The 23,008-nt window shown below is 57.5% G+C and carries 26 protein-coding genes, 1 tRNA gene, 1 pseudogene and 1 riboswitch; of the genes and pseudogenes, 14 read left to right on the plus strand and 14 right to left on the minus strand.

Annotated features, from left to right (window positions below):
- Window positions 1-2: 2 nt before the first annotated feature.
- A tRNA-His gene (locus ACP6EK_RS05165) sits at window positions 3-79 on the minus strand.
- 61 nt (window positions 80-140) lie between these two features.
- Between ACP6EK_RS05165 and ACP6EK_RS05170 the strand changes: the two genes are divergently transcribed.
- The 7 genes from ACP6EK_RS05170 to ACP6EK_RS05200 all read left to right on the plus strand — a co-directional run bounded on the left by ACP6EK_RS05170 (window position 141) and on the right by ACP6EK_RS05200 (window position 2,871).
- Window positions 141-626, plus strand: a complete 486-nt coding sequence (locus tag ACP6EK_RS05170; RefSeq protein WP_438313705.1) for a hypothetical protein — start codon at window positions 141-143, stop codon at window positions 624-626.
- 516 nt (window positions 627-1,142) lie between these two features.
- Window positions 1,143-1,433: a nucleotidyltransferase family protein gene (locus ACP6EK_RS05175; RefSeq protein ID WP_438313708.1), complete on the plus strand. Its 291-nt coding sequence runs from the start codon at window positions 1,143-1,145 to the stop codon at window positions 1,431-1,433.
- The gene (locus ACP6EK_RS05180; protein ID WP_438313710.1) at window positions 1,430-1,567 is read left to right on the plus strand and encodes a hypothetical protein; all 138 of its coding nucleotides are present in this window, start codon (window positions 1,430-1,432) and stop codon (window positions 1,565-1,567) included. The genes ACP6EK_RS05175 and ACP6EK_RS05180 overlap by 4 nt, the downstream gene beginning before the upstream one ends.
- 2 nt (window positions 1,568-1,569) lie before the next feature.
- Window positions 1,570-1,872, plus strand: a complete 303-nt coding sequence (locus ACP6EK_RS05185) for a nucleotidyltransferase (protein ID WP_017874261.1) — start codon at window positions 1,570-1,572, stop codon at window positions 1,870-1,872.
- Complete coding sequence (locus tag ACP6EK_RS05190) at window positions 1,859-2,200, plus strand: HepT-like ribonuclease domain-containing protein (protein WP_438313712.1); 342 nt, start codon at window positions 1,859-1,861, stop codon at window positions 2,198-2,200. Before ACP6EK_RS05185 ends, ACP6EK_RS05190 begins: the two co-directional genes overlap by 14 nt.
- A gap of 204 nt (window positions 2,201-2,404) precedes the next feature.
- Window positions 2,405-2,674 carry an SHOCT domain-containing protein gene (locus ACP6EK_RS05195; protein WP_438313715.1) on the plus strand — a complete coding sequence of 90 codons (270 nt, stop codon included), beginning with the start codon at window positions 2,405-2,407 and terminating at the stop codon, window positions 2,672-2,674.
- Entirely contained in the window at window positions 2,671-2,871 is a 201-nt protein-coding gene (locus ACP6EK_RS05200) for a nitroreductase family protein (protein WP_438313717.1), read from the plus strand. Before ACP6EK_RS05195 ends, ACP6EK_RS05200 begins: the two co-directional genes overlap by 4 nt.
- 150 nt (window positions 2,872-3,021) lie before the next feature.
- On the opposite strand, the gene ACP6EK_RS05205 is transcribed toward ACP6EK_RS05200, so the two are convergent.
- Window positions 3,022-5,436, minus strand: coding sequence for a PLAT/LH2 domain-containing protein (locus ACP6EK_RS05205; protein WP_438313720.1), 2,415 nt, complete (start codon window positions 5,434-5,436; stop codon window positions 3,022-3,024).
- 343 nt (window positions 5,437-5,779) lie between these two features.
- Complete coding sequence (locus ACP6EK_RS05210) at window positions 5,780-8,062, minus strand: methyl-accepting chemotaxis protein (RefSeq protein ID WP_438313723.1); 2,283 nt, start codon at window positions 8,060-8,062, stop codon at window positions 5,780-5,782.
- A gap of 225 nt (window positions 8,063-8,287) precedes the next feature.
- Between ACP6EK_RS05210 and ACP6EK_RS05215 the strand changes: the two genes are divergently transcribed.
- A complete protein-coding gene (locus tag ACP6EK_RS05215) occupies window positions 8,288-10,507 on the plus strand; it encodes a serpin family protein (protein ID WP_438313726.1) in 2,220 nt (739 codons plus the stop codon).
- Window positions 10,508-10,509: 2 nt separating this feature from the next.
- On the opposite strand, the gene ACP6EK_RS05220 is transcribed toward ACP6EK_RS05215, so the two are convergent.
- The 6 genes from ACP6EK_RS05220 to ACP6EK_RS05245 form a co-directional block, all read right to left on the minus strand.
- Window positions 10,510-11,211 (minus strand): energy-coupling factor transporter transmembrane component T family protein, encoded by a 702-nt coding sequence (locus tag ACP6EK_RS05220; protein WP_438313728.1) that lies wholly within the window; start codon window positions 11,209-11,211, stop codon window positions 10,510-10,512.
- Window positions 11,211-11,477 (minus strand): energy-coupling factor ABC transporter substrate-binding protein, encoded by a 267-nt coding sequence (locus ACP6EK_RS05225; protein ID WP_438313731.1) that lies wholly within the window; start codon window positions 11,475-11,477, stop codon window positions 11,211-11,213. Before ACP6EK_RS05225 ends, ACP6EK_RS05220 begins: the two co-directional genes overlap by 1 nt.
- Window positions 11,474-12,253 (minus strand): energy-coupling factor ABC transporter permease, encoded by a 780-nt coding sequence (locus ACP6EK_RS05230; protein WP_438313733.1) that lies wholly within the window; start codon window positions 12,251-12,253, stop codon window positions 11,474-11,476. Before ACP6EK_RS05230 ends, ACP6EK_RS05225 begins: the two co-directional genes overlap by 4 nt.
- A gap of 16 nt (window positions 12,254-12,269) precedes the next feature.
- Window positions 12,270-12,440, minus strand: a riboswitch (cobalamin riboswitch).
- A 43-nt stretch (window positions 12,441-12,483) separates the two neighbouring features.
- Complete coding sequence (locus tag ACP6EK_RS05235) at window positions 12,484-12,921, minus strand: (2Fe-2S)-binding protein (protein WP_438313736.1); 438 nt, start codon at window positions 12,919-12,921, stop codon at window positions 12,484-12,486.
- 4 nt (window positions 12,922-12,925) lie between these two features.
- Window positions 12,926-13,168: a thioredoxin family protein gene (locus ACP6EK_RS05240; protein WP_438313739.1), complete on the minus strand. Its 243-nt coding sequence runs from the start codon at window positions 13,166-13,168 to the stop codon at window positions 12,926-12,928.
- Between the two features lie 14 nt (window positions 13,169-13,182).
- Window positions 13,183-14,241, minus strand: coding sequence for a permease (locus ACP6EK_RS05245; protein ID WP_438313741.1), 1,059 nt, complete (start codon window positions 14,239-14,241; stop codon window positions 13,183-13,185).
- Between the two features lie 137 nt (window positions 14,242-14,378).
- On the opposite strand from ACP6EK_RS05245, the gene ACP6EK_RS05250 reads away from it, so the two are divergent.
- The 3 genes from ACP6EK_RS05250 to ACP6EK_RS05260 are packed head-to-tail and all read left to right on the plus strand — an operon-like array spanning window position 14,379 to window position 17,387.
- Window positions 14,379-14,897 carry a PsbP-related protein gene (locus ACP6EK_RS05250; RefSeq protein WP_438313744.1) on the plus strand — a complete coding sequence of 173 codons (519 nt, stop codon included), beginning with the start codon at window positions 14,379-14,381 and terminating at the stop codon, window positions 14,895-14,897.
- A gap of 2 nt (window positions 14,898-14,899) precedes the next feature.
- On the plus strand, window positions 14,900-16,306 hold the full coding sequence (locus ACP6EK_RS05255) for a PIG-L deacetylase family protein (protein ID WP_438313747.1): 1,407 nt from the start codon (window positions 14,900-14,902) through the stop codon (window positions 16,304-16,306).
- 13 nt (window positions 16,307-16,319) lie between these two features.
- Complete coding sequence (locus ACP6EK_RS05260; protein ID WP_438313750.1) at window positions 16,320-17,387, plus strand: D-alanine--D-alanine ligase family protein; 1,068 nt, start codon at window positions 16,320-16,322, stop codon at window positions 17,385-17,387.
- Window positions 17,388-17,429: 42 nt separating this feature from the next.
- Here the strand turns inward: ACP6EK_RS05260 and ACP6EK_RS05265 are convergent, their stop codons facing one another.
- Both ACP6EK_RS05265 and ACP6EK_RS05270 read right to left on the minus strand, forming a co-directional pair.
- Window positions 17,430-17,786, minus strand: a complete 357-nt coding sequence (locus ACP6EK_RS05265) for a hypothetical protein (RefSeq protein ID WP_438313753.1) — start codon at window positions 17,784-17,786, stop codon at window positions 17,430-17,432.
- A gap of 20 nt (window positions 17,787-17,806) precedes the next feature.
- Window positions 17,807-17,932, minus strand: a pseudogene (locus ACP6EK_RS05270) (desulfoferrodoxin FeS4 iron-binding domain-containing protein); the annotation flags it as partial.
- A gap of 92 nt (window positions 17,933-18,024) precedes the next feature.
- On the opposite strand from ACP6EK_RS05270, the gene ACP6EK_RS05275 reads away from it, so the two are divergent.
- From ACP6EK_RS05275 to ACP6EK_RS05285, 3 genes are read left to right on the plus strand one after another with little or no spacing between them, the layout of a single operon-like run.
- Entirely contained in the window at window positions 18,025-18,624 is a 600-nt protein-coding gene (locus ACP6EK_RS05275; RefSeq protein WP_438313755.1) for a MarC family protein, read from the plus strand.
- The gene (locus ACP6EK_RS05280; protein ID WP_438313758.1) at window positions 18,621-19,808 is read left to right on the plus strand and encodes an MFS transporter; all 1,188 of its coding nucleotides are present in this window, start codon (window positions 18,621-18,623) and stop codon (window positions 19,806-19,808) included. Before ACP6EK_RS05275 ends, ACP6EK_RS05280 begins: the two co-directional genes overlap by 4 nt.
- Complete coding sequence (locus ACP6EK_RS05285) at window positions 19,789-21,129, plus strand: hypothetical protein (RefSeq protein ID WP_438313761.1); 1,341 nt, start codon at window positions 19,789-19,791, stop codon at window positions 21,127-21,129. The genes ACP6EK_RS05280 and ACP6EK_RS05285 overlap by 20 nt, the downstream gene beginning before the upstream one ends.
- Here ACP6EK_RS05285 and ACP6EK_RS05290 read toward each other — a convergent pair.
- From ACP6EK_RS05290 to ACP6EK_RS05300, 3 genes are all read right to left on the minus strand, one after another.
- The gene (locus ACP6EK_RS05290) at window positions 21,109-21,849 is read right to left on the minus strand and encodes a Sir2 family NAD-dependent protein deacetylase (protein WP_438313763.1); all 741 of its coding nucleotides are present in this window, start codon (window positions 21,847-21,849) and stop codon (window positions 21,109-21,111) included. The genes ACP6EK_RS05285 and ACP6EK_RS05290 overlap by 21 nt on opposite strands.
- A gap of 1 nt (window position 21,850) precedes the next feature.
- Window positions 21,851-22,213: a S1 RNA-binding domain-containing protein gene (locus ACP6EK_RS05295; RefSeq protein WP_438313765.1), complete on the minus strand. Its 363-nt coding sequence runs from the start codon at window positions 22,211-22,213 to the stop codon at window positions 21,851-21,853.
- A 63-nt stretch (window positions 22,214-22,276) separates the two neighbouring features.
- Window positions 22,277-22,999, minus strand: coding sequence for a metallophosphoesterase family protein (locus ACP6EK_RS05300; RefSeq protein WP_438313767.1), 723 nt, complete (start codon window positions 22,997-22,999; stop codon window positions 22,277-22,279).
- Window positions 23,000-23,008 lie beyond the last annotated feature (9 nt).

The raw sequence follows: 23,008 nt of genomic DNA on the forward strand, positions 1-23,008 counted from the left end.
TCTGGGGTGAGCGAGGGGACTTGAACCCCCAACACCTGGATCCACAGTCCAGTGCTCTGACCAGTTGAGCTACGCTCACCACAGGGAGCATTCCTTATTTTACCAAATCCTTGCAAGGATGCAAGGAGTACCTGCAGGGAGTGCTTCAGGAGAATGGCGGCGAGGTCTCGCTCTCTCAGGTGAACACCATCTTCACGGGTGTGGTGGGCCAGCCGCTTTTGAAGAACCCTAAAGAAGCCATCACAGGAGCTATCCGGGAAGGTGTGCGGCAGGGGATTTTTGGGATTCAGGCCGGTAACAGGACTTTTGTGGGCGAGGAAGTCCCGGAGGAGGTACTGAAAAACGGCAACGTGGTTCTGGTTGCGTCTCCCAAAAAACAGGAAAAAGAGCCGGGAACTGTGGCTTCTTCCCCTGAGCCAGGGGCGGTGACGCTTACGGTGCGGACCAGCGCGAATATCCTGTATCCTCTGCTTCAAGCTGCACAAAGGCTGCGGGAGTTACAGGGAGCCACGGTCCTTCTTCGGGTCGATGACCCCACAGGGGCAATGCGGCGGCTGAAGCAGGAACTCGAGAAGCTCCTTCGCGATTACGGCTGCACAGTAGAGTGGGAGGAAAGGCAAAGCTGAAAATCCCGAGGACCTTTCTGGCTTGAGTCCCCGGGACCGGTGGGGTTTCTGGGTTAGTTGAGAGGTAAGCGGGATAGACCAGCTTGTCTTTCACGGTTTCTTTGCCCAGAACCTGGATGGCGTTTCCCTGCAATATGACCTCTCTGAAAAGGTACGTCTGGGGATTGCGAAGGAGTTCTCTTATGGCCATGATGGGTTCTTCTTCGGTTCCTCCCCACACCGGGAGGACAAAAAGGAATCTCTTCCGGGTCAAATCAGTGTCCATGCAAACCGAAAGTACATTCGCTATAATAGGGCCAAAGTTCGGTTATTTCCAGGGCCCGGGCAAGCTCAGATGAACAGGGATTATACCCGAGGGTCGGTGGAGGCGTGGTTGCTGGTCGCTCCAGCTGAAGATGACAAAGAGGACGACTTCTGTAGCTACCCATGTGACCTGCCTGGTGGTGTAGCTTCGGGGCAGCAAGCCGAGCCCTGGCGGCTGGATGAGGTGATCCGGAAGAATCTCTGAGGTTTGGCATGAGACTTGAGGAGCTCTTGCAGGCGAAACGCGCAGAAGTTCTTAAGGTGTGCGATAGATACGGTGCTTGTAAGGTGCGCATCTTCAGTTCGGCAGTTCGCGGGGAGGCGGACGAGGGAAGTGACATCGACTTCCTGGTGGAGATGGAACCGGGCCAGTCTCTTTTTGACCTTGGGGACCTTCAGTACGAGCTGGAAAGGCTCCTTGGCCGGAGAGTGGATGTGGTTACGGAACGGGGACTCAAAGCGCGCATTCGAGAGCGGGTGCTCCAGGAGGCAGTGGTGCTGTGAGGAATCCAAAGGAGCACCTGGAAGACGAGCTTCAAGCTATTGCCGCCGTTGAGTGCCATGCCTGCGTTGAGAGGGCGGACTTTGAGTGCGGTAGATTGCTCCAGATCTGGTTTCCGCATCACTGTGAGGGATAACCATGGCAGGAATACAACTGCCGAAAGAGAAGCTCGCCGAGTTTTGCCGGCGGTATCACATCCGGCGCCTGGCGCTGTTTGGCTCGGCGTTACGCGGAGACCTTGGGCCGGAAAGCGATATCGACTTTCTCGTGGAATTCGAACCTGGCCATGTTCCCGGCCTTTTCGGCATTGCTCGCATGGAGCGTGAGTTGTCGGCGCTTTTTGGGGGGCGAAAGGTGGATTTGCGTACCCTGAGGGACCTGAGCCCCTATTTTCGCGAGGAGGTGTTGCGGGAAGCCGAGGTGCAGTATGCGGAAGAGTGATAGAGTGCGGCTGCAACATATGCTCGATGCTGCCCGGGAAGCTCTTGAGTTTGCAAGCTCCAGTTGTCGAGAGGAGTTAGAACGCGACCGCAAACTGGTGCTGGCGCTGGTGAAGGACATTGAGATCGTCGGAGAAGCCGCATACCAGGTCTCTGAAGAAACTCGGGAGCTTTTGCCCGACCTTCCTTGGGAGGATATGATTGCAATGCGCCACCGGCTGGTTCATGGGTATTTTGATATAGACCTGGATGTCCTTTGGCAGACGGTACAGCAGGACCTTCCTCTGTTGGTTGAAAAACTTAAAGCTGCACTGAGGACAGGGGAATAGCAGTGTGCCCGACGGCGCCCAGGGTGTATAGAACTCGAAGAGTTGCCTGGTGCCTTTGACCTCTGTGGGTTCATTTTGACCGACATCTGCGCTGGCTGCTCTGGGTAACTCGCCCAGCACGTCAGGGAAATTTCACAATTGCGATACATTCCGGTCACAAATCCCTCCAGAAACCCGGTGTATAATTTCCCTGGAGGCGGTGGTATGCACGGGCATGGGTTGTTCTGGGTTCCCTTCTGGGGCTACTGTTACTCCCCCTGGGGGTGGTTTTTCTGGGGGAGGATGCTCGCGGGCGTTGTGGTGTTCCTTTGCATCTTCTGCCTGCTCTTTCTCCTTTTCTGGGCCGGGAGGCACATGTTTCGCCCTTCCAGGTTCTTTGAGGAGGACCCCATAGAGATTCTCAAGCGCCGCTATGCCCGGGGAGAGATCACGAGAGAAGAGTACGAGAGGATGCGGGAAGAGCTGAAACGGTGATACTGGTCTCGGGAAAAGAAGACCACCCTTCTGCCCTGGTAGACTGTGCGGCAGCGACCGAGAACATGCTCCTTGCGGCGAAGTCTCTGGGTGTGGCTTCCTGCTGGATTGGCTTTGCGGGGCTCCTTTTCTCAAGCCCTGAGGGCGAGGCGTACCGGAAGCTTTTGCAGATTCCCGAAGGGTACCGACCTCTCTGAGCAATGGCCCTGGGGTACGCCCTGGACTGCCCTGAGGAGGCTCCTCCAAGGAACCGGAACGTCGTCGCCTGGATACGGTAGCATCCGGCGATTACCCACACAGGGGATGGGGGCGGAAAGGCGGAAGCCCGGGTTTACCCCGGGCTCTTCTTACGGTATTCCCTCCACCTCAATCGACGTTACCTGTCCGCCCACAATCACGAAGGCCGAGCCGGTTGCCACCCCCGAGGCATTGCCCCGCAAACCCACAGAGATTTTGTTCAGGCCCTGTTGAGCTTCTACGGTGAAGCTCTTCCGCACAGTAGCGACATTTCCGGCTGCTTCAAGCTGTTGTAAAGCCACCGAAAGCTGAGCGAGACTGTACCCGGTGGTGATGAGGTCCACGATACTTCGGGCGTTCTGTGGAGTAAGTCCCCCTGCTGCAAGGAGCGCGAGGGACAGCACCTTGTCGAGGACGACCGGGCCGGTGAAAGCCGGGGAGATGGCGGTGCGGTAGAGGTTCCCGTTGACTTCGCAGAAGAGCTCAAGCTCGGAGAAAGAGGCGAGGGCAAAGTTGTACGTTCCGCCCACGTATTTAACGGTGGGGGTTACGACAAGGGTTGTCGGGCGAGAAGTGCTCACCCAGATGGACTGCCCGGAGGTGGCGGTGGACCCGCCCACCCAGGCGTCGATATAAAAGGCAATGCCACCGGATTCTCTATTGGCCGAGGCTCTGCAGTCGGCATTACCGACTTTATGGGTCCACACCCGTGTGTCAGGGTAGGGGGGAGTGAAGGTTTGTCTGGTGGTGGGGAGGCATTCCCGGAAGGCACCCAGCGCGCCGTCTTCTTCATCGGTGGCCAGCCAGCGGTTGAAGATGAACCGGTACTTCTCCCCGGTGGCGACGTCCGTCACGGTGACGGACACCACGTACCATCCCGGGGCAACGCCGCTCCCGTCGTGGCGGAGGTAGACCTGGCGGATGGCTCCCAGGTCTCCGACCTGGGAAGGAGAAATGGTGAAGGTATCCGTCTGGTTCCGCTCGAAGTCATTGCGCTGGGGGTTATCGAGGAGGAGTTCCTTCGATTTCCCCTTCTCCCCGTAGAGGGTGATGTAAACGTTGGCATCCGTTCCGGCACCCGTTTTGTCTCCGGTCACCACGGTAATCAGGTACCCGGCAAAAGGTGGGGGTGTGGCAAGGTCGGGGGGAGGGGTGACCTCCGTTAGAGGCTGGGGAGTAGATGTGGGAGTGGGTTGCGGCGTGTGGGTGGAGGTGGGCGTGTGGGTAGGAGTGGGCGTTGGTGTCGCCATAGCTTCTTTCCCGATGGTCAACTCATATTCCCCCGCGCCTTGCAGGCGAGAAACCCGTACGAACCACTCCCCGCTTTCCCCGGCAACATATTCCAGAGATTTTATGTTCCCTCTGGTTGCCACATTCCCCACACCGCTTGTCGAATCAGGAGGGTAGAGGGAGAGAGCAAAGGAAGCTCCTTGGGGGAAGGCGAGGGAGAGACGGATGGTTTGCCCTTTCTCCACCGGGAAACGGTACCAGTCAGTCGAGTCAGCGCTCTTCAAAAGTCCTTGCCAGGTTCCTTCCCCGATACGGAGGGCATCCCAGCGGTTGTTCCCGGCGTCTTGACTGCTTCCGGCATCGTTCTGGTTGGCAATCACAAGGGACAGGCTGTATTCCCCCGCCCCACGCAAGCGATATACCCGTACGAACCACTCCCCACTTTCCCCGGCCACGTATTCCAGGGACCTCGTGTTCCCCACTGTCACCACGTTCCCCACATTACTTGTTGAACCAGAAGGATAGAGAGAAAGGGAAAACGAAGCGCTTTGAGGGAAGGCGAGGGAGAGGTTGATGATTTGCCCCTGTTCTGCCAGGAAGCGATACCAGTCAGCCGAGTCGATGGAGCCGTCACCGCGTCTGTATCCCAGGTCACCGCTTACCGTGCCCGGTGTAATCGCCACCGCGTTCTCTCTTCTTTCGGCATCCGGTTCGGCAAAGCCACTTCCGGCTCCCTCCTGGGTCTCCCCGCTCAAAAGGAGCGTGACGCTCTCCTTCCGGAAAGCCACATGGACGGTGGAAGAGCTTTTCCCAGAAAGGAACGGCCCAGGGTTCCGGTGAGCCCGTATCCAGAGGACCGAGGCACGTTCCAGGTGCTTCCGGGGGATGGTCACCCGACCCCGGCAGGTGTACCCCACCGGGTCATGAGGTGGCGAGACGTTCGGGAGAATGACTTCTTTCGTTCCCACAATGAGCCCTCCCTGTCTTCCCCGTGGGGGAATGCCGTAAGAGAGGAAGAAACGAGCATCAACCCCCCGGGGGCCATCGGCCCGGCTGGTGGCCAGAACCTCAAGGTCAAGCACCAGGTCTTCTGTCCCTTCGGGTATCCCCTCAAACACCCACTCGGCGACCTGACTGAAGAAAGGATCCCGTAGCCAGTACCATCCACTGATGAGGTCACCGTCTGAGGAAAATTCTGTAGCGGTTTTTTGGGTTTCTGCAGCGCAAAGCCCCCAAGCTCCCGCAAACACCACACAGAGGGTGAAAACAACCACCAGGAAACGAATTCGCGACATCTTGTCCCCTCCTTGCCAGGATACTTTCTCCATCCATTGTAGCACGTACTCCCCAGGAATGTGTTCAGGACTGTCCTTGAGGAGAACGGAGAGGCAAAGGGTCCTTGAGGAGGCTATCCTCCGTAAAGAGGGAACATCCTGCGAGAAACAGGGGGGCCGGAAGACCGTGCTCAAAACCTTGGGATTCCTCCGGAACCGTTGCAGGCTCTCTATTCCCGGGAGGATGGAAAGGATTCCCATCACCCTGCCTGAACTTCAGGTATTCTCCGGGCTGAGACTTCCGGGTTACATGTCTTTGGGGAAAGAGTGCCGCAAACGAGGCCCTCGTTTGCGGCACCGAAATTTACACCTGGAATCGGTCCACGGAATTCCTCAATTCTTCGGCCAGTCTGGCCAGGGCTTCCACAGCCGAGGTAATCTCCTCAAGGGAAGCGCTCTGCTCCTCGGTGGATGCGGAGACCTCTTCGCTTGAGGCGGCGTTCTCCTCAGCAATGGCGGCAAGAGAGGCCACCTGCTCGGCAATGGCGGCGATGTTCTCGGTGATTGATGCCACAGCCCTGGCGATGTCCCCAAAGAAGCGGATGACCTCGTTCTGCACCCCCTCCACGTCCCTCCGGGTCCCCTCGAGGACATCCCGGGAGGCACTGATCCGGGCAATGGCCTCCCGGACCTTTCCGATGGCGTTGATGATGTTCTGGAGCCCCCGGACCACGTTCTGGGCCTGGGAGACGCCTTCTGCCACCTCGGCGCTTGTCCGGTCCATGCGGTGCACGGCATCCTGGGTGTCCTTCTGGATTTCGGCGACGAGCTGAGCAATCTGCTGGGCCGCCTGGGCTGAGCCCTCGGCGAGCTTCCGCACCTCTTCGGCCACCACCGCAAAGCCTCTTCCGGCCTCTCCGGCTCTTGCGGCCTCAATCGCGGCATTGAGAGCAAGGAGGTTCGTCTGTTCCGCAATCCCGGTGATGACGTCCACAATCCGTCCAATCTCCTGGGAGCGGCCCTCGAGCTTAGCGATGCTCTGGCCCACCTCCTGGGAGATCTGGGCGATGCGTCCGATGTTCTCCACGAGGAGGCTCAAGGCCCCCCGGCCTTTCTCCGCCTCATCGGCAACGCTTCCACCCTCCCGCACCGCCTCCTCGATGTTCTTCGTGACCTCGGTAAGGGCTTCGGCGTTCTTCCTAATCCTTTCTCTGAGCGTCACCTCAAGGAGGTTGAGGTTCTTCTTCGAGAGTTCCTCGATGTTCTTCGCCTCATCGCTCACCTCATGGACCCTCTCGTTGAGCTTCTGGAGCTCCTCTCCCTGGCGGTTTGCTCCATCGGCAACCTGGGCAATGGTTTTGGCAATCTCTTGGGTTGCCCGGGAGACCTCGCTTACCGAGGAGGTGAGCTCTTCGCTTGAGGCGGCAAGGGTGGAAGCGGTGTTGGTGATTCGGGAAATCGTGTCCTGCAAGTTCTGCACCATGGTGGAGAGCGCTCGGGCGAGCACCCCTACTTCATCGCGGCTGCGGACCTCTCGAACCTCCACCCGCAGGTCTCCCCGGGACACCTGTTCGGCCACCCTGGCCAGGACCTGTAAGGGGCGGCCAATAGCCCCGGAGACCACGAAGATGAGAAGCCCTACCGCAAGCGCTCCGGCGATTGCTATGAGAATCGACCGGAGGAAATCCCGGTTGGCCTGGGCAAAGACTTCTTCCTGAGGAACCACCACGCTGGCAATCCAGGGTTCTCGGGTGTTCCCCACGAAAAAGGGTACGAAAGCCTTGAGGGTGTACTTTTTCAGGGCTTCGGAGTACTCCGTCCCGGTGTAGATTTCCCCCTTCTTCATTCGTTCCAGAATCACCGTTGCAGAGTTATCCTTCACCTCCCCCCATGGTTTTCCGATACGGTCTTTCTGGGGATGGGTGACTACGATACCCTTAGCCGACACCAGGCGCAGAAAGCCGCTCCCGAGAACCCTTTTGCTGCTGAACCGCTCGTTCAGGGTGTCAAGGGCGATGTCTACGCCGGCCACCCCCACCACCACCCCGTTTTTGCGGATGGGCACCGAGCAGGTGGTCATGAGAGTCTTTTTCCCGGCGATTTCGTACTCGTAGGGCTCAAGGAGCACCTCGTTCCCGGAGTTTCGGGCTAAAAGGTAGTAGTCTCCGGCTCCCGGGGTTTCGTAATCCCGGAGGGGTTCTTCGGAGATTTTTCCCTGATCCCGGAAAAGGTGGGGGATGAAGCGACCGGTCGCATCGTGCCCTTCGGTTCCCCGGTATTTTTCATCCAGGCCGTCTAAGGCGTTGGGCTCAAAGCACGCCCACGTCCCTAAAAAATCCTCATGCTCTTCCAGGACTTTCCGTAACATCCCCCTCAGGGCCTCCCGCCGGTACTCCTGCGGGATGGACTCAAAGGCTGAAAATGCTTGGGCCATAGTCCGGGCGGTGTTCATGGCCGCTTCCATAATGGCATCGGCCTCACTGGCCAATTCCCTGGCAGTGGCCTCCATCACTGCCCGGGCGTTCTCGTAGGCACGGTTACGGCTTTGCAGGTTCTGCCACACCACGATGCCTAAAAGGGCCGCAACCACCGGGATGAGGATGAAAACGAGCATCTTCCCCCGCACCGAGTGAAAACCCCGTACCATGGTGCATCCCCCCAAGGTGTTTTTGCCACTATTGTAGCAAGGAAAATACAAATCGTTGCCAAACCGTTACAGGGATATTCCCCCTGACGCTCTTTTCTCCCTAACCTCGTCTTTCCTCTGAACGATTCCGGGAAAAATAAAAGGAAAAAGTGAATGACGAGAGGAGATTTGCACTGACCCAAGTGGTGTATACTGGAAAAAGCAGCACAGAGAGGAGGGGAGAGGATGAAGCGTTTCCTTCTGGTTCTCTTGTTTTTCGTTCTGCTTCCCCTTCGCGTTGGAGGAGGGGCCTTCGCCCTGCCCTGGGAGCGTCTTGTGCTCATCGATGACCCTGAATTCGTGCGCCTTGTGGCCGTGCCAAACCCCGACCACCGCCTCTTCTGGGCCACAGACTACGTCCTTGAGGTGGAGGCCCGAAATCCTGCACAACCGGTTGAGGTGTCGTACCTCATCCTTGCAGGGAGCGCCACTCCCGAAAAGCCTTCCCAGGGGGTGGAGGTCCGGGGGAACACCTTCATCGCTGGGTGGGAAGAGGAGAAGCAGCTCTACTTCCACACCGAGGTGGGGGGATGGGCCCGCCCGGAATTCCAGGCCAACCCCCAGTACTTTCCTCTGCCGCACTACCGGACCTGTGTGCTCCTTCTTGCCCGCTACGAAAAGGTGTACCTCGTCTTCCTGCGGGAGAACGATGGGTACCTGACGTACCGGGTTTTCCGGGGAGGTCCTTTCACCGGGCTTGAGGTGGATGGTCTTGCCCGGGTGACAAGGGTAGGGGAGGAGTTTGAGGTTCGCTCTCTGGGTGGACCGGTGGAGGTGGGCCTCTGGGCAGAAGGAGCATACCTCCACGACGAGGTCGCCGGCTACGCCCGTCCTGAGTTCCAGGAGAATCCCAAACGGTACCGCATCCCCCACTACGGGATGTTCTTCTTCCTCGTGGCCCGGTATGGGCGGATTGGGCTCATTGTGGGGAATGAGAACGACGGCTACCTTGGGGCTGTGACCTTCTCCGGTTCCCGTCTCCTTCAGGAGGAACGTCTCCCGGGTCTTGGGACCCTGCGGGGACTTGGGGGACCGGAGGTCGAGGTGCTGGCCTCAGAAGGTGTTCCGGTGGAGGTCTCCCACTTCTCCTTTGACGGCACCTGCTGGCAGCACGAAGTGGGGGGATGGGCCCGTCCGGAGTTTGAGCCGAATCCGCAGCGCTTTTCTCTGAAACACTATACTCCCGGATTCCTCATGCTCAGTCGGTACGAGGAGAGTGCTCTGTTTTGCTACAACGAGAACGACGGGCAGCTGGGCATTCTGCCCCTTGTGGGGGATGACCCGGATCTCCAAGCGCAGGTAGTTGCTGCCCAGGGGGATTTTGGGTTTCGTCTGTTCTCAGAGCTTCTTGGAGAAGAGACGGGGAACGTTGCCCTCTCGCCCTTTGGCCTTTTTCTGCCTCTGGCTGTGGTCTGTGCTGGAGCCTGTGGAGAGACCCAGAAATCCATGGCCCTGGCCCTTGGCCTTACGGGTCTTGGGGTTCGGGAGGTCCAGGAAGGCCATGCGGGGCTTCTCAGACACCTTCACGAGGAAGACCCCGGGGTATCGCTCCATGCGGCCTATGCCCTCTGGGTTCAGGAGGGTTTGCCGGTGAAGGAAGAGTTCCTTTCAGAGAGCAGGATGTACTACGGCGCTGAGGTGGAGAACCTGGATTTTACCCGTCCCGAAGCCCTGGAGGTGGTGAACGGTTGGGTTCGGGAGCACACCAAAGGAACGATCGAGCAGATTCTCGAGCGCATCGACCCGGAAACCCTTGTGGTTGTCACCAGCGCGGTGTTCTTCCGGGGGGCCTGGACGGTGGCCTTCGAGAGAGACCGGACGGCTCCCGGCCCATTTGTCCTTCCCGGAGGGGGAACGAAGACCTGTCCGTTCATGACCCGGTCGGGAGTTTATCGGTACCTTGAGGGAGAGGATTTCCAGGCGGTGGCCATCCCCTACGGAAAAGAAGGGCGGTTCAGCATGTACCTCTTCCTCCCCGACTTCGGTGTGGACCTTGAAGATTTCATCCGTTCCCTGAGCTGGGAACGCTGGGAAGACCTGGTGCAGAGGTTTCGAGAGCGGGAGGGGACAGTGAGCCTGCCAAGGTTTCGTCTTGCGTACGGTGCGAAGGAGCTCCGGAATATGCTGAGGCGTCTGGGGATGGGCCCTGCACTGGCTCCCGGAGCGGACTTCTGCAACCTCCTTGGGGGTGAGGCCTACATAAGTAGCGTTGTGCACCGGGCTTTTGTGGAGGTGAACGAGGAGGGGACCGAGGCCTCGGCGGCCTCGGCTGTGGTGGTGTCAAGGGGAATGGGTGAGCCCTTCACCATGGTGGTCAACCGCCCCTTCTTCTTCGCCATACGGGATGATAGGACAGGCACGCTCCTCTTTCTGGGTGCGGTTTTCGACCCGGAGGGTGAGGTCTGATATCACGAAAGGAAGGCCACAGCGCAGCCCAAGCCGGCAATGTACGCCAGGATGACGGCAAGGCGCCTCCCCGAGAACGTGTACGGCTTCTCCCAGGAGAGGATGAAACCGGGGAAGAGGCGCGAGTCGAGAGCCTCTTTCGTCCTCTCGTAGTGGGTGAGAGCGTTCTTGAAAAGAAGGGCTCCAATCTTTCCGCTATTTCGGATGGCAAGGCGCCAGGTCCGGAATCCTCCCCGAAGGTTTATGGTCACCATAAGGCGGTGACATTCCTCTTCGAGGACAAGGATGAAGTGCTCCATACCCTGGGCGATGGCACAGAACTCCCGTAGCGCTTGGAAGCGCGAGAGGAAGAGGAAGATGTCTCCCGGAGGAGTGGTGAAGAGGAAGAAGGTCAGGGCGAAGGCTGAGAAAGCAGCACGGAGCACGACAAGGAGGATGAAACCTAGAGGGTATTCAAAGAGGAGGACCAGACTGGAACTGCCGACAAACCCCAGGAGGGTGAGGGTGTAACGCAGAACCCATCGCCAGGGAGTTCGGAAGAAGAGGTGGAGGGAAAGGAAGAGCCCAATGTTTGCGGCAAGGAGCGCGCCACTTCTTGAGAATCCCAGAAGGACGATGGGGAGGAACACAATGAGCATTTTCTCCCCCGGATGCATGGCGCGCCCCCGACTTTCACAGGCGAACATCACGACATGCCGGAACATCAGCGTACGCTTCGCTTCCCGAGGATGTACCCGATGACGAGCCCTCCTGTAGCCGCCTGCAGGGCGAACATGAGGGTTTCAATTTCTCCTGAGGGGGGCTCCCAGAGAGGTCCAAACCAGGGGCTGAAATCCGGCGCAACTTCCTGGATGAGTACCTGGGCCTCTTCATCGGCCCCTGCAAGGTCTCCCCGGTGCTGTCCAAGGCGAAGAGAAACGAAAAAGAGCGCCACGCAGCAGAGCAGAAGCACGAGAATCTTCCCCTTCATGCTATCCTCACCCCCAAGCGGGTGAGTTCAGCGCCCATTCGGGCCCGGAGGTATTCAAAAAGCGCCACGGTCAGGAGCCCCTCCATAACGGCCAAGGGAACCTGGGTGACGGCGAAAAGGGACACGAACCTGGCGAAGGAGAGGAGGAAAGACCGTCCCGGAAAGGCCAGGGCGAGCTGGAAAGAGGTGACCACATAGGTGGCAAGGTCAGCCGTGAAAGCGGCAAGGAAAACGGCTGGGGTCAGGCGATACCGTCGCAAAAGCTGGAACACCAGGAATCCCGCGAGGGGTCCTGCAATGCCCATGGAGAGGACGTTGGCCCCCAAGGTGGTGATGCCCCCGTGGGCTAAAAGGAGCGCCTGGAAGAGGAGAACGAGAGACGAGAGGAAGGCAGTGACCACAGGACCAAAGAGGATGCTCGAGAGCCCTGTCCCTGTAGGGTGGGAGCAGGAACCGGTGACCGAGGGCAGTTTCAGGGCGGAGAGGAGGAAAATGTACGCTCCAGCCAAGGCGAGGAACATTCTGGCGTGAGGATCCCGCATCCTTCGCGCCTGCAGAAGCCCTAAGAGGACGAGAGGAGCGCTCAGGGCGAAGTACACTCCGCACCACAGGGGTGGCAGGAATCCCTCAGAGATGTGCATGGCGTACACTGGGGGAGTACAGCAGAGAAGGCCCACCGCACCGAAGAGAACCACAGAGAGAACGCGCATGAAGGTCCACCTCCTTTGAGGCATAAAAAAATGCCCCTCCCGAAAGAGGGGCAGTATCTTCGCCATTGCCCTTCCCTCCGAAGGGTTAGCATCGTTGAGGGCAGGTCTCCTGGCTCACGGGTCATCCTCCTCCCACCTTCCCAGGTGTTCCCCAGTGGTCGGGATTCGTCGCCGTATACAGTAGCGGGGGCTGCAGCGGATTTTCACCGCTTTCCCTTTTAAGCCCTAAGGCACCCTCAACGGACAGTATGCACGTTTCCCACTATTATATTCCCTGGAGAGGCATCCTGCAAGGGTTACTGGCCCCGCAGGGACGATTCACAGGCTCTCTTGAGGATTTTTGCGATTTCTCTGTGACAGCACCGTCCTGAGGGGTTCTCGGTGAGGCAAAACCCCTTGCTCCCAGCGCCGGTCATCCTCTGGATGTCTTCCAAGGTTCTTGCCCCCTTGCGGATGGCGGAGAGGATCTCCTCTTCCGTGACTCGGCTGCAGTAGCAGATGTACTTTGGAGAAGCTCCGTCCTTGTACCATACGGGGACTTTGAGGTCTTCTTTTTTCAGGGTCTTCCCGGAGGCATCGAAGTAAACCACCGGGCAATGTGGATTGAGGCAAAGGCAATAAGTCACCGTTTCGTTGACAGTGTCCCTCAAGGCCTCCCTCACCAGGTGCTTTACGGTGAGGGTCAGTACATTCTGACCCTCACCGTGGCATACAGGACACAGTGCCTTCTCCATAGCCTCAGGAGCGGAGTTTCTGGAGGGCTTCCTTGAGTTCCTCAACCGTTGGGACCTTTCCGGAAAAGAGCACCGTTCCGTCGACGACCACGGCAGGAGTCATGTGGACTCCCATTTGAGCGAACTCTCTGGGGTCAGCAACGTGGGTCACCTCTGCGTCAATCCCCAGGGTTTGGCACGCTTCACGGACGTTTCGCTCGGTCGCCTTGCACTTTGGGCATCCCATGCCCAAAACGGCGATGTGCATAGGTCTCCACCTCCTCAGGGAACAAAGACGAAGTTCCCAAAAAACCAGCCGACCACTGTACCAAGGAGAACAATGGCCACAACGTACACGAAGGCTTTCTTCCCCCCAAAGACCCGGGCGATGGCCAGCCAGTTGGGAAGGCTTAGACCAGGTCCGGTGAGGAGGAGGGCGAGTGCAGGTCCCTTGCCCATGCCGAGTTTCATAAGAGTACGCACAAAAGGCGCTTCAGTGAGCGTGGCAAAGTAACTTACAGCACCGATGAGCGTGGCAAGGAACGATGACCGAATGCTATTTCCTCCAAGCCAGGCACGAATCCAGGTCTCGGGGAGGAGCTTCCCGATAACGCCGACCACAAAAACGCCGAGAAGGAGCAGGGGGAAGATGAGCCGCACAAACCAGAGGGTTTCCCGAAGCCATTCCCGTACGGCTTTCGGGGGGAGGGCGAACTTCGCGTACACGGCAGAAAGTGCGGTAAGTGCCGTCCAGAGGATGACCTTGTGGAGGTAGGGTCCGCTCCGGATGAGGTAGTTGGGGAGAAGAAGGGAAAGGAGAACAAGGGAGAGGAGAAAGGTACTCCGCTTCTCAAGAATGGCGCCTTTTGGCTGACTACTTCTTCTTTCAGGAGACGCAAGCGCCGCGTGTTGTTCCTTCTGGAAGGCGAGGCTCATGATGCCACCGACGAGGAAAGCCATGGTGAGTGCCGCGACTACCCGGGCGAGGGCCATGGAAGCCCCAAGGAGGCTTCCGGTGTAGGTGAGGGCAAGGACGTTGGTGGCTGGGGCCACCCAAAGGATGATGAAGGCAACGCCTACAGTCGCACCGCCAAAATAGAGGCCGCTTGCTACGGGGATCACCGTGCAGGAGCAGGCAGCAACAAAAAAGCTCGCTATGCTCGCCAAGGAGAACGAGGAGAGTTTTGACCGTTTCTCGCCGAGGTATTCAAGGATCACTTCCCGGTTGATGAAACTGACGATGCCCCCTGCAAGGAGAAAGGCAGGCACAAGACAGGTGAGAACGTGCGTGGCCACGTAGTCCTTCAAAGCCAAAAGCCCGGCGGCAACCATATCGCGCATGGTGCTTTCACCCCTGGTACTCCCTCTCTCCATTATACTCCCTGCGTCAACTTCGCCCGGTGTGGAGATTTTCCGGTGTTCTGGGTTTGCCAGAGGTTTACTTCAGGTATAAAATTGGGAAAAGGAGGTTGGAAAAGATGGTGCGCGTTCTCGCTCTTATGCTTTGCGTGGTGGTGTTCTTTTCCCTTCCGGCTCTTGCCGAAGAGTTCGTGTCCTACGTTTCCCCTCTTGCCGGCTTTGCCATAGCTTTTCCTGAAGGGTGGGAAGTCGAAAATCCTCCAGAGTCCTTTGACCCCACCCTTATGCTTTCGGCCCGTTCCGGAGAGGCGTGGGTATGGGTGACCCTGGAGTACCGGTACTACGCCTCTTTTGACGCCTTCAGGGAACGGGTGCGCAGCGATATTCTGCTGTATCCGGGTGTGCAGATTCTCGGCGAGGGAAGGGCTGAGGTCGATGACGTTCCCGCCTACTGGTACGTATACTCCTTCCCTGAAGGGGGAAGGGAAATGCAGGGAATCCTCTATCTCTTCTCCAGGAATGAGGGGTTTTACCGGATTATTTGCTGGACATCGCAAGAAACCTTTGATGCGGTTTTCCCAACCTTTCGAAAGATTGTTCGGAGTTTCACGACAGGGATGAAACAGGCTCCTGAATGAGGATGACAAAAAGGCATCTGAAGTTCGCCATTCTCGTTGTCGTTGTTGCGGTTCTTTCTGGATTCCTGCTTTTTGCTCAGGTTCGCTCTTCTATCCCCTTTTTTGCTCGTCTGAGCGTTGCAAACAGTAGCCCTCTTTCGTGCACTGCCGAGGATGTTCTTCTTGTTGTGGCTCCCCACTGTGACGATGAGGTTTTCGGAGCCGGAGGGTTCATTTACGATGCGGTGAAACAGGGAGCCAAGGTCTATGTGGTTGTGGTGACGAATGGCGAAGCCTTTAGACTCCTCGTAAGTCGACCAAGCCGAGCCCTTCTTCTTGGGGACCGTCGGCAGAGAGAAACTTTAGAGGCCCTTGGGGTTCTGGGGATCCCAAAAGACCGCGTGTTTTTCCTCGGATATCCCGACCGGGGTTTAGAGCTCCTATGGTATGAGCACTGGTTGCCGGGCATTCCCTATTTTTCTTGCCTTACCCGGAGGGAGTTCACTCCGGACACGAGCTTCAGGCCGGGAAGCCCCTACTGCGGCAAGAGTGTGGTTGCCGATCTTGAAGAAATCCTCCGTACGGTGCGACCCACTCTCGTTCTCACTGCGTCTCCCTTTGATACCCATCCTGACCACCGGGCAGTGTACAACTTCACCATGTACGCGCTGGAACGTCTCCGTTACGAGGACCCCTTTTTTGAGAATACCCGGGTGTTCTGGTTTCTTGTCCACTGGAACCTCTGGCCCCACGGGAGTCTGACCGGACCGGGGGTGAAACTCATTCCCCCCAGGGAACTCCTCGTGCCTACCATCCAGTGGCAGTACTACTTCCTGGGGAAAGATACCGTTTTTGCCAAGATGTGGGCAGTCCGGAAGTACCGTTCGCAATCTGCGGGAGGGTATCCTTTGAGTTTTATCCGGGCCAACGAGCTTTTCGTTGAGGCCCGCAAGGCTAAAATGCCCACCCTTTTTGAAGGAATTACGGTTGATGGGCGATGGGATGACTGGGGTGGACCGAACATTGCCTTCTCCTCACCAGAAGTGCGAATACGGCAAAACGGAGCTCGAAGGACCTCCTCACCCTTTTTCCTCGCCATGGCGAAAGATGCCGAATGCCTGTACCTTGCTGTCCACCGTCTGTCCTCGAAGAAAGTGACGTACCGTTTCCATTTTCTGCCCGTTACCCCTCTCGGGAGCGAGGAAACCTACGTGGACGTGGAGGTGGGAACAGGGGGACGGAAGACGATCGTGATTCCCTCAGAGGATGAGTTCCCCGGGGCCCTGCAGTATGCCCTGGGAGATGATGGCCTTGAGGTGGCCGTTCCTCTTGAGCTTTTACACCATGCTGCGACCGTCTTTTTCCGGATGGAGGTTCTCGAGGGGAAAAGGATTCTTGCTGAAACCATCTGGAAGGTGTTGACGTTCTGAGGGGGAGGGAGAGGTGCCGGAGCTTACGGTTCTTGTGCTCTTTGGCGGAAAGTCTGTGGAACACGAGGTCTCCTGGGAATCGGCCCAAAACGTCGTTGCGGCGCTTGACCCGAAGAAGTATGAGGTGCTGCTTGTGGGCGTTGGCAAAGACGGTCTCTGGCGACTCTGCGAGAAGGAGGACCTTAAGCGAGGGGAGTGTCCCAAGCACCGTGAGGAGGTTGTGCTCCTTCCCCATCCTGAAGGGGGGAGACTGTACGGTCTCTCCCGTAGGGAGGTCATTGCTGTCCCGGATGTGGTTTTCCCCCTGCTCCACGGGACCTTTGGCGAAGACGGGACGCTCCAGGGACTTCTTGAAATGGTGAATCTCCCATACGTTGGTTCTGGGGTTCTGGGCTCTGCCATCTGCATGGACAAGGAGGTGACGAAGAGGCTCCTTCGGGAAGCGGGACTTCCGGTGGTGCGCTTCTTCTGCATTAGGGAAAGCACCATCCCCAGCTTCTCTGAAGTCGCTGATATCCTGGGGGTCCCGTTCTTTGTGAAACCGGCAACCCTTGGGTCTTCGGTAGGTACGGCGAAGGTGAAAGGTCGAGAGGATTTTGAGCGTAAAATTGCCGAAGCCTTTCAGTACGACGACAGGGTCCTCCTTGAGGAGTACATCGCCGGGAGGGAAATCGAGTGTTCCGTTCTGGGGAACGAAGAGCCCCTCGCCTCACTCCCGGGAGAAATCGTTCCGCACCACGAGTTCTACTCCTATGAGGCCAAGTACTTGGACCCTGAGGGGGCAGAGCTCCTTGCTCCTGCACCGCTTGATGAGGCAACGACGCGAAGGGTGCAGGAGCTCGCCCTGGCCTCCTTTCGGGTGTGTCGCTGCGAAGGCATGGCCCGGGTGGACTTTTTCGTGCGGGGGGAGGAGGTTTTCATCAACGAGGTGAACACCATTCCGGGGTTCACAAAAATCAGCATGTACCCGAAGCTCTGGGAGGCAAGTGGCATCCCTTACGCGGAGCTCCTTGACCGCCTCATTGAGCTTGCCCTGGAGCGGGCAAGGAAGAAACGAAGGCTTAAACGGAGTTTCCGCTAAAGGTTCAGGCGGTGCCTGGGGTATTCCCAGGCACCGCCCTTTTTACTCCACGGTGAGCTGGGCTTTTCTGTCACCGAACTTGCTGCAGTGGGCGAAAACCTCGAGGACATCGCCCTTCTTCGCATCGACAATGAGGTACTGGGCTTGCTGCTCCTGGGCCGAGAGCTGGGAGAAGAAGCGCTGGAGAACGACCTCCTTCCCGTTCAGGAAAACCCGGACTTCGTCGATGTAGTGGTCGCCTCGAGGGTCGGGAACGCCGTGGAGGATACGGATAGTGAGGAGCGACGTTTCGGGATCAAAGCTCATCGCAATCTGTGACGGAGGATGGGCGAACGCTAAGCTTCCTGCAAAGACCGAAAGAGCAAGGCCAATCATCACGCAGAGGTTTTTCGGCGACATTGGCGTCTCCTTTTCGGGGTCTCTTCAACCTTGACCATGGGTTGACCGCAGCACACAAGCTCTCCACCGCCAACTTCCTTCACTTCCACCACGTTACCGCAGACCTCACAGCGGAACACCTCTCCTACCTTTTCCACCCGGGGCACTGCGAACCACCTCCCTGTATTTTTTCAAGAAGAACCCACTGAGCTTCTTTCCAATTCCCCGGATTTCCCTATAATGGAAGCGAGGTGATACGGTGGACGCATTTTGGGCCTTTATGAAGTCCTTTGTGGTGCTCATCATCATCCTTGACCCCTTTCTGGGAATGGCGACCTTTCTCACCCTCACCCGTAGGATGTCCGAGAGAGAGCGGATGGAGCAGGCTTTCCTCGCCGTTCTTGTAGCCTTTGTGCTTCTTGTCATTTTCCTCTTTGGAGGACAGGCTTTGTTTTCTCTTCTTGGGATTTCCTTTTCCAGCTTCATGGTGGCGGGAGGGGTGATCCTGCTCCTTCTTGGCATTGAGGACATCCTGGGGTTGCAGTTTTCCAAAAAAGAGGCCGACACCAGAGCCATTGCCGTGGTCATCGGGACGCCGCTTCTCTGTGGTCCAGGGGCCATCACCTCCATTATTGTTCTTGCAGAAAAGTACGGGTATCTCATTCCTTTCCTGGCCCTGGTGAGCGCCCTTTTTGTCACTTGGGTGTTGCTCCTTTTCGCTCCGAAGATTGCGGCGTTCCTTGGGGAACGGATTGTGGAGGTACTCTCAAGGGTTCTCGGGCTTTTGCTTTCGGCTGTTGCCGTAGAGTTTGTCAAGGAGGGCATTCTGACGATGATTGCGGAGGTTGTGAAGCAATGAGACGCGGCTTTCTCCTTCCCCCCTTTTTCCTCGCCCTTATCGTGATCGGCGTGGGCATCTCAGGAGCAGGATCGGTGATTCCCGAAATTGCCGAGCGCTTTTCCCTTCCTTATGCCCTTTCTGGAAAGGTGTTCTTCTTCCAGGGCCTGGGGTACTTCCTCGCCCTGATTCTTGGGGGTATCCTGGGGGACTTTGTTTTCCGGGGAACGGTGCTCCGTCTGGGGTTGATCCTTGCGGTACTTGGATTTCTGGGCATCGCCGTGGGGTCGTCTTTCTCTTGGCTTCTCTTTGCATTCCTGGTCATGGGGGTTGGGGTGGGCTTTGTGGATTGCATGGTGAATCCCGTAGCCCAGAGTCTTTTCCCGGAGCGCCCCGGAGAGGTGCTCAACCTCATCCACGCGTTCTTTGGCCTTGGGTCGCTCCTTGCGCCAAGGCTTTACGCATTCCTCCATACCCGGGGATACGGTTTCCAGAGCCTGTACGGGCTCGTCACAGGGCTTGTGGCGTTGACCGCGGGGCTGTTCTTTCTGCCATTCATCCCCCGGAACATCAGCGCTCCCCCGGGGAGCGCAGTTTTCCGGGCTTTCACCCGGAAAGCCTTCCTCCTTCTTGGGGTGATGATGCTCCTTTACGCAGCTGGGGTGAGCACCTTCAACGGGTGGCTGGTGACCTACCTGAAAGGTCGGGGGTTGCCTCAGGTTGTCGGAGCTGTGTACCTTTCCTACTTCTGGCTGGGGCTTCTTGTGGGCCGCTTTGTCCTTGCCTCGTTCTCCGAGCGGACCGAATACCTCACCCTGATGCGGGCGAACGCCCTCGGGGGTGCTCTGGGGATAGCGCTGTTTCTCCTCTTCGGAACTTCCCCCCTTCTGGCGCCTCTTCTCCTCTTCTTCGCAGGGTTTTCGCTCTCGACACTCATCCCCCTCACGCTCACCCATGCCATGGTCACCTTTCCCGAGGTATCCTCCACGGCTTCGGGCTGGGTGCTGTTCAATAATGGTCTTGGAACCTTTCTCTTCCCCTGGCTTTTCGGCTTTGTGGGAGGACGGTTTGGTTTTGCGGTGGTTCTGGCTGCTGTGCCCTGTGCCCTTCTGGGGGTTTTCCTGTTCCAGCAACTTCTTGTTCGGACAGGGAGAAGGATTCCTGAAGAGAAAGGAGCGGTGACCTGTGCGGATCGAAGACCTTGAGGCACAGCTTGATGACTTCGATTTTGAGCGAAGGAAAACGGCGTTTCTCAAGCTTTCTGAAGCTTCCCGGAGAGGGGAAATTTCCTTCCCTCCACCTCGCCCGGTGGTGAACCTCCACTTCCACACCTTCTTCTCCTTCAACGCCTGTGGGTATTCGCCTCTCCACATCGTGTGGCGGGCAAAAAAGGAGGGCCTCAGCGTGGCGGGGAGCGTCGACTTCGATGTCTTAGACGCCCTGGAGGAGTTCCGGTTTGGGGGATTCACCCTGGGGCTTCCCGTGGTTTCGGGTCTCGAGACCCGGATTTACCTTCCTGAATTCCGGAATGAAGAGCTGAGCTCTCCCAACGAACCCGGCATTGCCTACTACATGGGGAACGGTTTCGTGCGTCTTCCTGAAGAAGGAACCCGGGCTTTTGAAACCCTGCGAAAACTCAAGCGGATCGCTCAGGAGCGGAATAAAAAGATTATCGCCCGGGTCAATGCGTATCTTCAAGAAACCGCGATCGACTATGAAACCGATGTCCTGCCTCTTACCCCCTCCCATAATCCCACCGAGCGCCACATTGTTGTGGCCTATGCCAGGAGAGCAGAGAGCGTTTTCCCAAATCCCCGGGACCGTGCCCGTTTCTGGGCGGAGAAGCTTGGTGTTCAGGAGGAAGAGGTCCAGGTTTTGGAAAAAGACCGGGCCTCATTTTACGACTTCATCCGCTCACGCCTCATGAAGTTTGGCGGCGTGGGATACGTTCAGCCCGATGTGGGGGATTTCCCTCGGATTCAAGAAGTGAACGAGATGATTCTCTCGGTGGGCGCCATTCCCTCCTTCTCCTGGCTTGACGGAACCCGGAGTGGCGAAGCCGACCCTGAAAGACTTATCGCCTTCTGTGAAGCCAACGGCGTAGAGACCTTTTTCCTTATCCCTGATCGGAACTGGAATATCCCTGAAGACGAAGAGCGAAAGCTCAAGGTGCGAAAGCTCTACGAGTTTGTGGAGACCGCCCGGAAGCATCATTTCCCTGTCTTTGTGGGCACAGAGCTCAATCGCTATGGCCAGAAGTTCGTTGACGACTTTGATTCTCCATACCTTGCGCCTTTAGCAGACTTTTTCTTAGAGAGTGCCTGGGTGCTCTGGGGCCATGCGGTTCTCGAGATGTCTTCAGGACGAGGGTACGGAAGCGACTGGGCGAAAAGGACCTTCAAAAGCCGGGCAGCGAAGAACCGGTTCTTCGCTCGGGTGGGGAGGTGCACAGAGGCATCCTGGGAAGCGGTGCGAAAGCTTGGAGAGCGTTCGACCGAAAGCCTCTTACAGGAATTTAGTAACTAAGACACGATGGATGGCCTCAAGGGCGAAAGAGGCCTTTTCGCGGATGGTGAATCGGGCTCTCCAGTCAAAAGGTGTGGGCATGAGGTTGATGATACCCAGAAGGGGGGTATAAGATGGAAGGAAATTCGCTGGTGACACCTGGAGACTTGAGCCGATCACCAGCATAGGCAGGCGATGCGCCAGCTCCTGCGCCTCTTCAAAACAGGGAGGGAGCATGTCGCCGAAGAGAACGACATCAGGCCGGAGCATTCCCCCGCACAGGCAGCGGGGAGGTATCTCTCCCTGGCGGGTTTTTTCTACCAGAACCTCAATAGGGAAGGAGGTACGGCACGCGACGCAGTGGCCGGAACGAAGGTGCCCGTGGATTTCAAGAACCTTTCGGGATCCGGCCTTTTCGTGGAGGCCGTCGATGTTCTGGGTGACGACGGCCTCCACAATGCCAAGCCTTTCCCACTCTGCGAGGATATCGTGGGCTTTATTGGGACGGGCGTCCCGGAAGCGCATGAGGACCTCAAGGCCGACCCGGAAGAAAACCTCAGGACGATGGTAGAGGGCTTCCACTGAGAGCACTTCAATGGGGTCGTAGTGTTCCCAAAGGCCTGTCTTGGGGGTACGGAAGTCGGGGATGCCGCTTTCCGTCGAAATCCCCGCACCAGTGAGAACCACCCAGGGTTGACGATCGAAGATGATCCGGGCAACCTCTTCGGGGTCCCAGGACATCTCAGCGCTTCTTTTTCCCGTCCCGGTGTTTCTTGAGGTCCGAGAGCTTCTCCTGGCTCTGTTTCAGGAAACGGTTCATTTTCTGTTCAAAACTTGCCCGGCTTCGTTCTAACTTCTCAAGGTACTCCTTGTCCTCGTTCACCCGCTTGATGGAGAGGTCGATTTTCCCATCGGGAGAGATGCCGATGACCTTCACCTTGACCCGATCGTTGATTTTAAGGTAATCATTCACATCCTTCACGAAGTGGTGGGCGATTTCAGAGATGTGCACAAGACCCCGTTTGCCGTCTTCGAGCTCAACAAAGGCGCCGAAGCGGGTGATGCCCACGACCTTGCCTTCCACGATGCTGTCGATTTCCACCATGAACCTGAAACTATCCTCCCTCTTTGAAAATTGAGCATATTATACAAATCCCCTGAAAAGGTGTCAATGCGCTCCCAGAGAAGGCAAGAGGTCCTCGAGGAACTTCCCCGGAAGCCCACTCCGGGGGTAAGCTTCCTTAAGGGGGGTAAGGTCGTACTCGCAGCGGCGAAAGGAAACCCGGAGCTTCTCCCCAACCTCAAGCAGAGCCCAGGCCGCCCTCCAGTCACCGTCCTTTGGCCGTCCGACACTTCCGTCGTTTGCGATGAAGAGCCCATTGACCTCCCGGAAAAAAGGGATGTGGGTGTGACCACAGACAAGGACGTTGGCGCTTTCACCAGCCATCATGTGGAGGAAACTTGAGTCCGGCCGGTCAGGGAAGAGGTACTCGTTGATGCGCCTTGGGCTTCCATGGACAAAGAGGAAACGGAAGGATCCTACCTCGAGTTCATACCGGGGAAGGAGGTTTCGAAGGAAATCTTTGTTCTTGGGCGTCACGGTGTTCCTGGTCCAATGGAGAGATTCCTGCCCCAGGGCCTTTTCTTCTTCCGTCCGGTACGCGCAGCCACAGTCCTCAAGGTCAAATCCCACCCCCTGGTCGTAGTTCCCCATGATGGTAGGAATGCCAAGATCTCGCACCGTTTCGACGACCTCGTTAGGGAAAGGGGCGTACCCCACGAGGTCCCCAAGGCACACCATCACATCCACGCCGGTACTTTCGATATCCTCAAGGACACTCTGCAGTGCCGGGAGATTCGCATGGACGTCAGAGAAAACGGCAATACGCACTGTGGTCAC

Source organism: Candidatus Caldatribacterium sp. SIUC1, from assembly GCF_051549785.1.
Taxonomy (GTDB): domain Bacteria; phylum Atribacterota; class Atribacteria; order Atribacterales; family Caldatribacteriaceae; genus Caldatribacterium.

Coding starts and splice junctions, on each gene's coding strand:
- ACP6EK_RS05220 (WP_438313728.1), bottom strand. CDS start 11,211: ATGTTCCGGCATGTCGTGATGTTCGCCTGTGAAAGTCGGGGGCGCGCC.
- ACP6EK_RS05195 (WP_438313715.1), top strand. CDS start 2,405: ATGCACGGGCATGGGTTGTTCTGGGTTCCCTTCTGGGGCTACTGTTAC.
- ACP6EK_RS05250 (WP_438313744.1), top strand. CDS start 14,379: ATGGTGCGCGTTCTCGCTCTTATGCTTTGCGTGGTGGTGTTCTTTTCC.
- ACP6EK_RS05210 (WP_438313723.1), bottom strand. CDS start 8,062: ATGGTACGGGGTTTTCACTCGGTGCGGGGGAAGATGCTCGTTTTCATC.
- ACP6EK_RS05240 (WP_438313739.1), bottom strand. CDS start 13,168: ATGCACATCGCCGTTTTGGGCATGGGATGCCCAAAGTGCAAGGCGACC.
- ACP6EK_RS05225 (WP_438313731.1), bottom strand. CDS start 11,477: ATGAAGGGGAAGATTCTCGTGCTTCTGCTCTGCTGCGTGGCGCTCTTT.
- ACP6EK_RS05290 (WP_438313763.1), bottom strand. CDS start 21,849: ATGTCCTGGGACCCCGAAGAGGTTGCCCGGATCATCTTCGATCGTCAA.
- ACP6EK_RS05280 (WP_438313758.1), top strand. CDS start 18,621: ATGAGACGCGGCTTTCTCCTTCCCCCCTTTTTCCTCGCCCTTATCGTG.
- ACP6EK_RS05235 (WP_438313736.1), bottom strand. CDS start 12,921: ATGGAGAAGGCACTGTGTCCTGTATGCCACGGTGAGGGTCAGAATGTA.
- ACP6EK_RS05230 (WP_438313733.1), bottom strand. CDS start 12,253: ATGGCGAAGATACTGCCCCTCTTTCGGGAGGGGCATTTTTTTATGCCT.
- ACP6EK_RS05255 (WP_438313747.1), top strand. CDS start 14,900: ATGACAAAAAGGCATCTGAAGTTCGCCATTCTCGTTGTCGTTGTTGCG.
- ACP6EK_RS05265 (WP_438313753.1), bottom strand. CDS start 17,786: ATGTCGCCGAAAAACCTCTGCGTGATGATTGGCCTTGCTCTTTCGGTC.
- ACP6EK_RS05245 (WP_438313741.1), bottom strand. CDS start 14,241: ATGCGCGATATGGTTGCCGCCGGGCTTTTGGCTTTGAAGGACTACGTG.
- ACP6EK_RS05295 (WP_438313765.1), bottom strand. CDS start 22,213: ATGGTGGAAATCGACAGCATCGTGGAAGGCAAGGTCGTGGGCATCACC.
- ACP6EK_RS05190 (WP_438313712.1), top strand. CDS start 1,859: ATGCGGAAGAGTGATAGAGTGCGGCTGCAACATATGCTCGATGCTGCC.
- ACP6EK_RS05205 (WP_438313720.1), bottom strand. CDS start 5,436: ATGTCGCGAATTCGTTTCCTGGTGGTTGTTTTCACCCTCTGTGTGGTG.
- ACP6EK_RS05175 (WP_438313708.1), top strand. CDS start 1,143: ATGAGACTTGAGGAGCTCTTGCAGGCGAAACGCGCAGAAGTTCTTAAG.
- ACP6EK_RS05215 (WP_438313726.1), top strand. CDS start 8,288: ATGAAGCGTTTCCTTCTGGTTCTCTTGTTTTTCGTTCTGCTTCCCCTT.
- ACP6EK_RS05185 (WP_017874261.1), top strand. CDS start 1,570: ATGGCAGGAATACAACTGCCGAAAGAGAAGCTCGCCGAGTTTTGCCGG.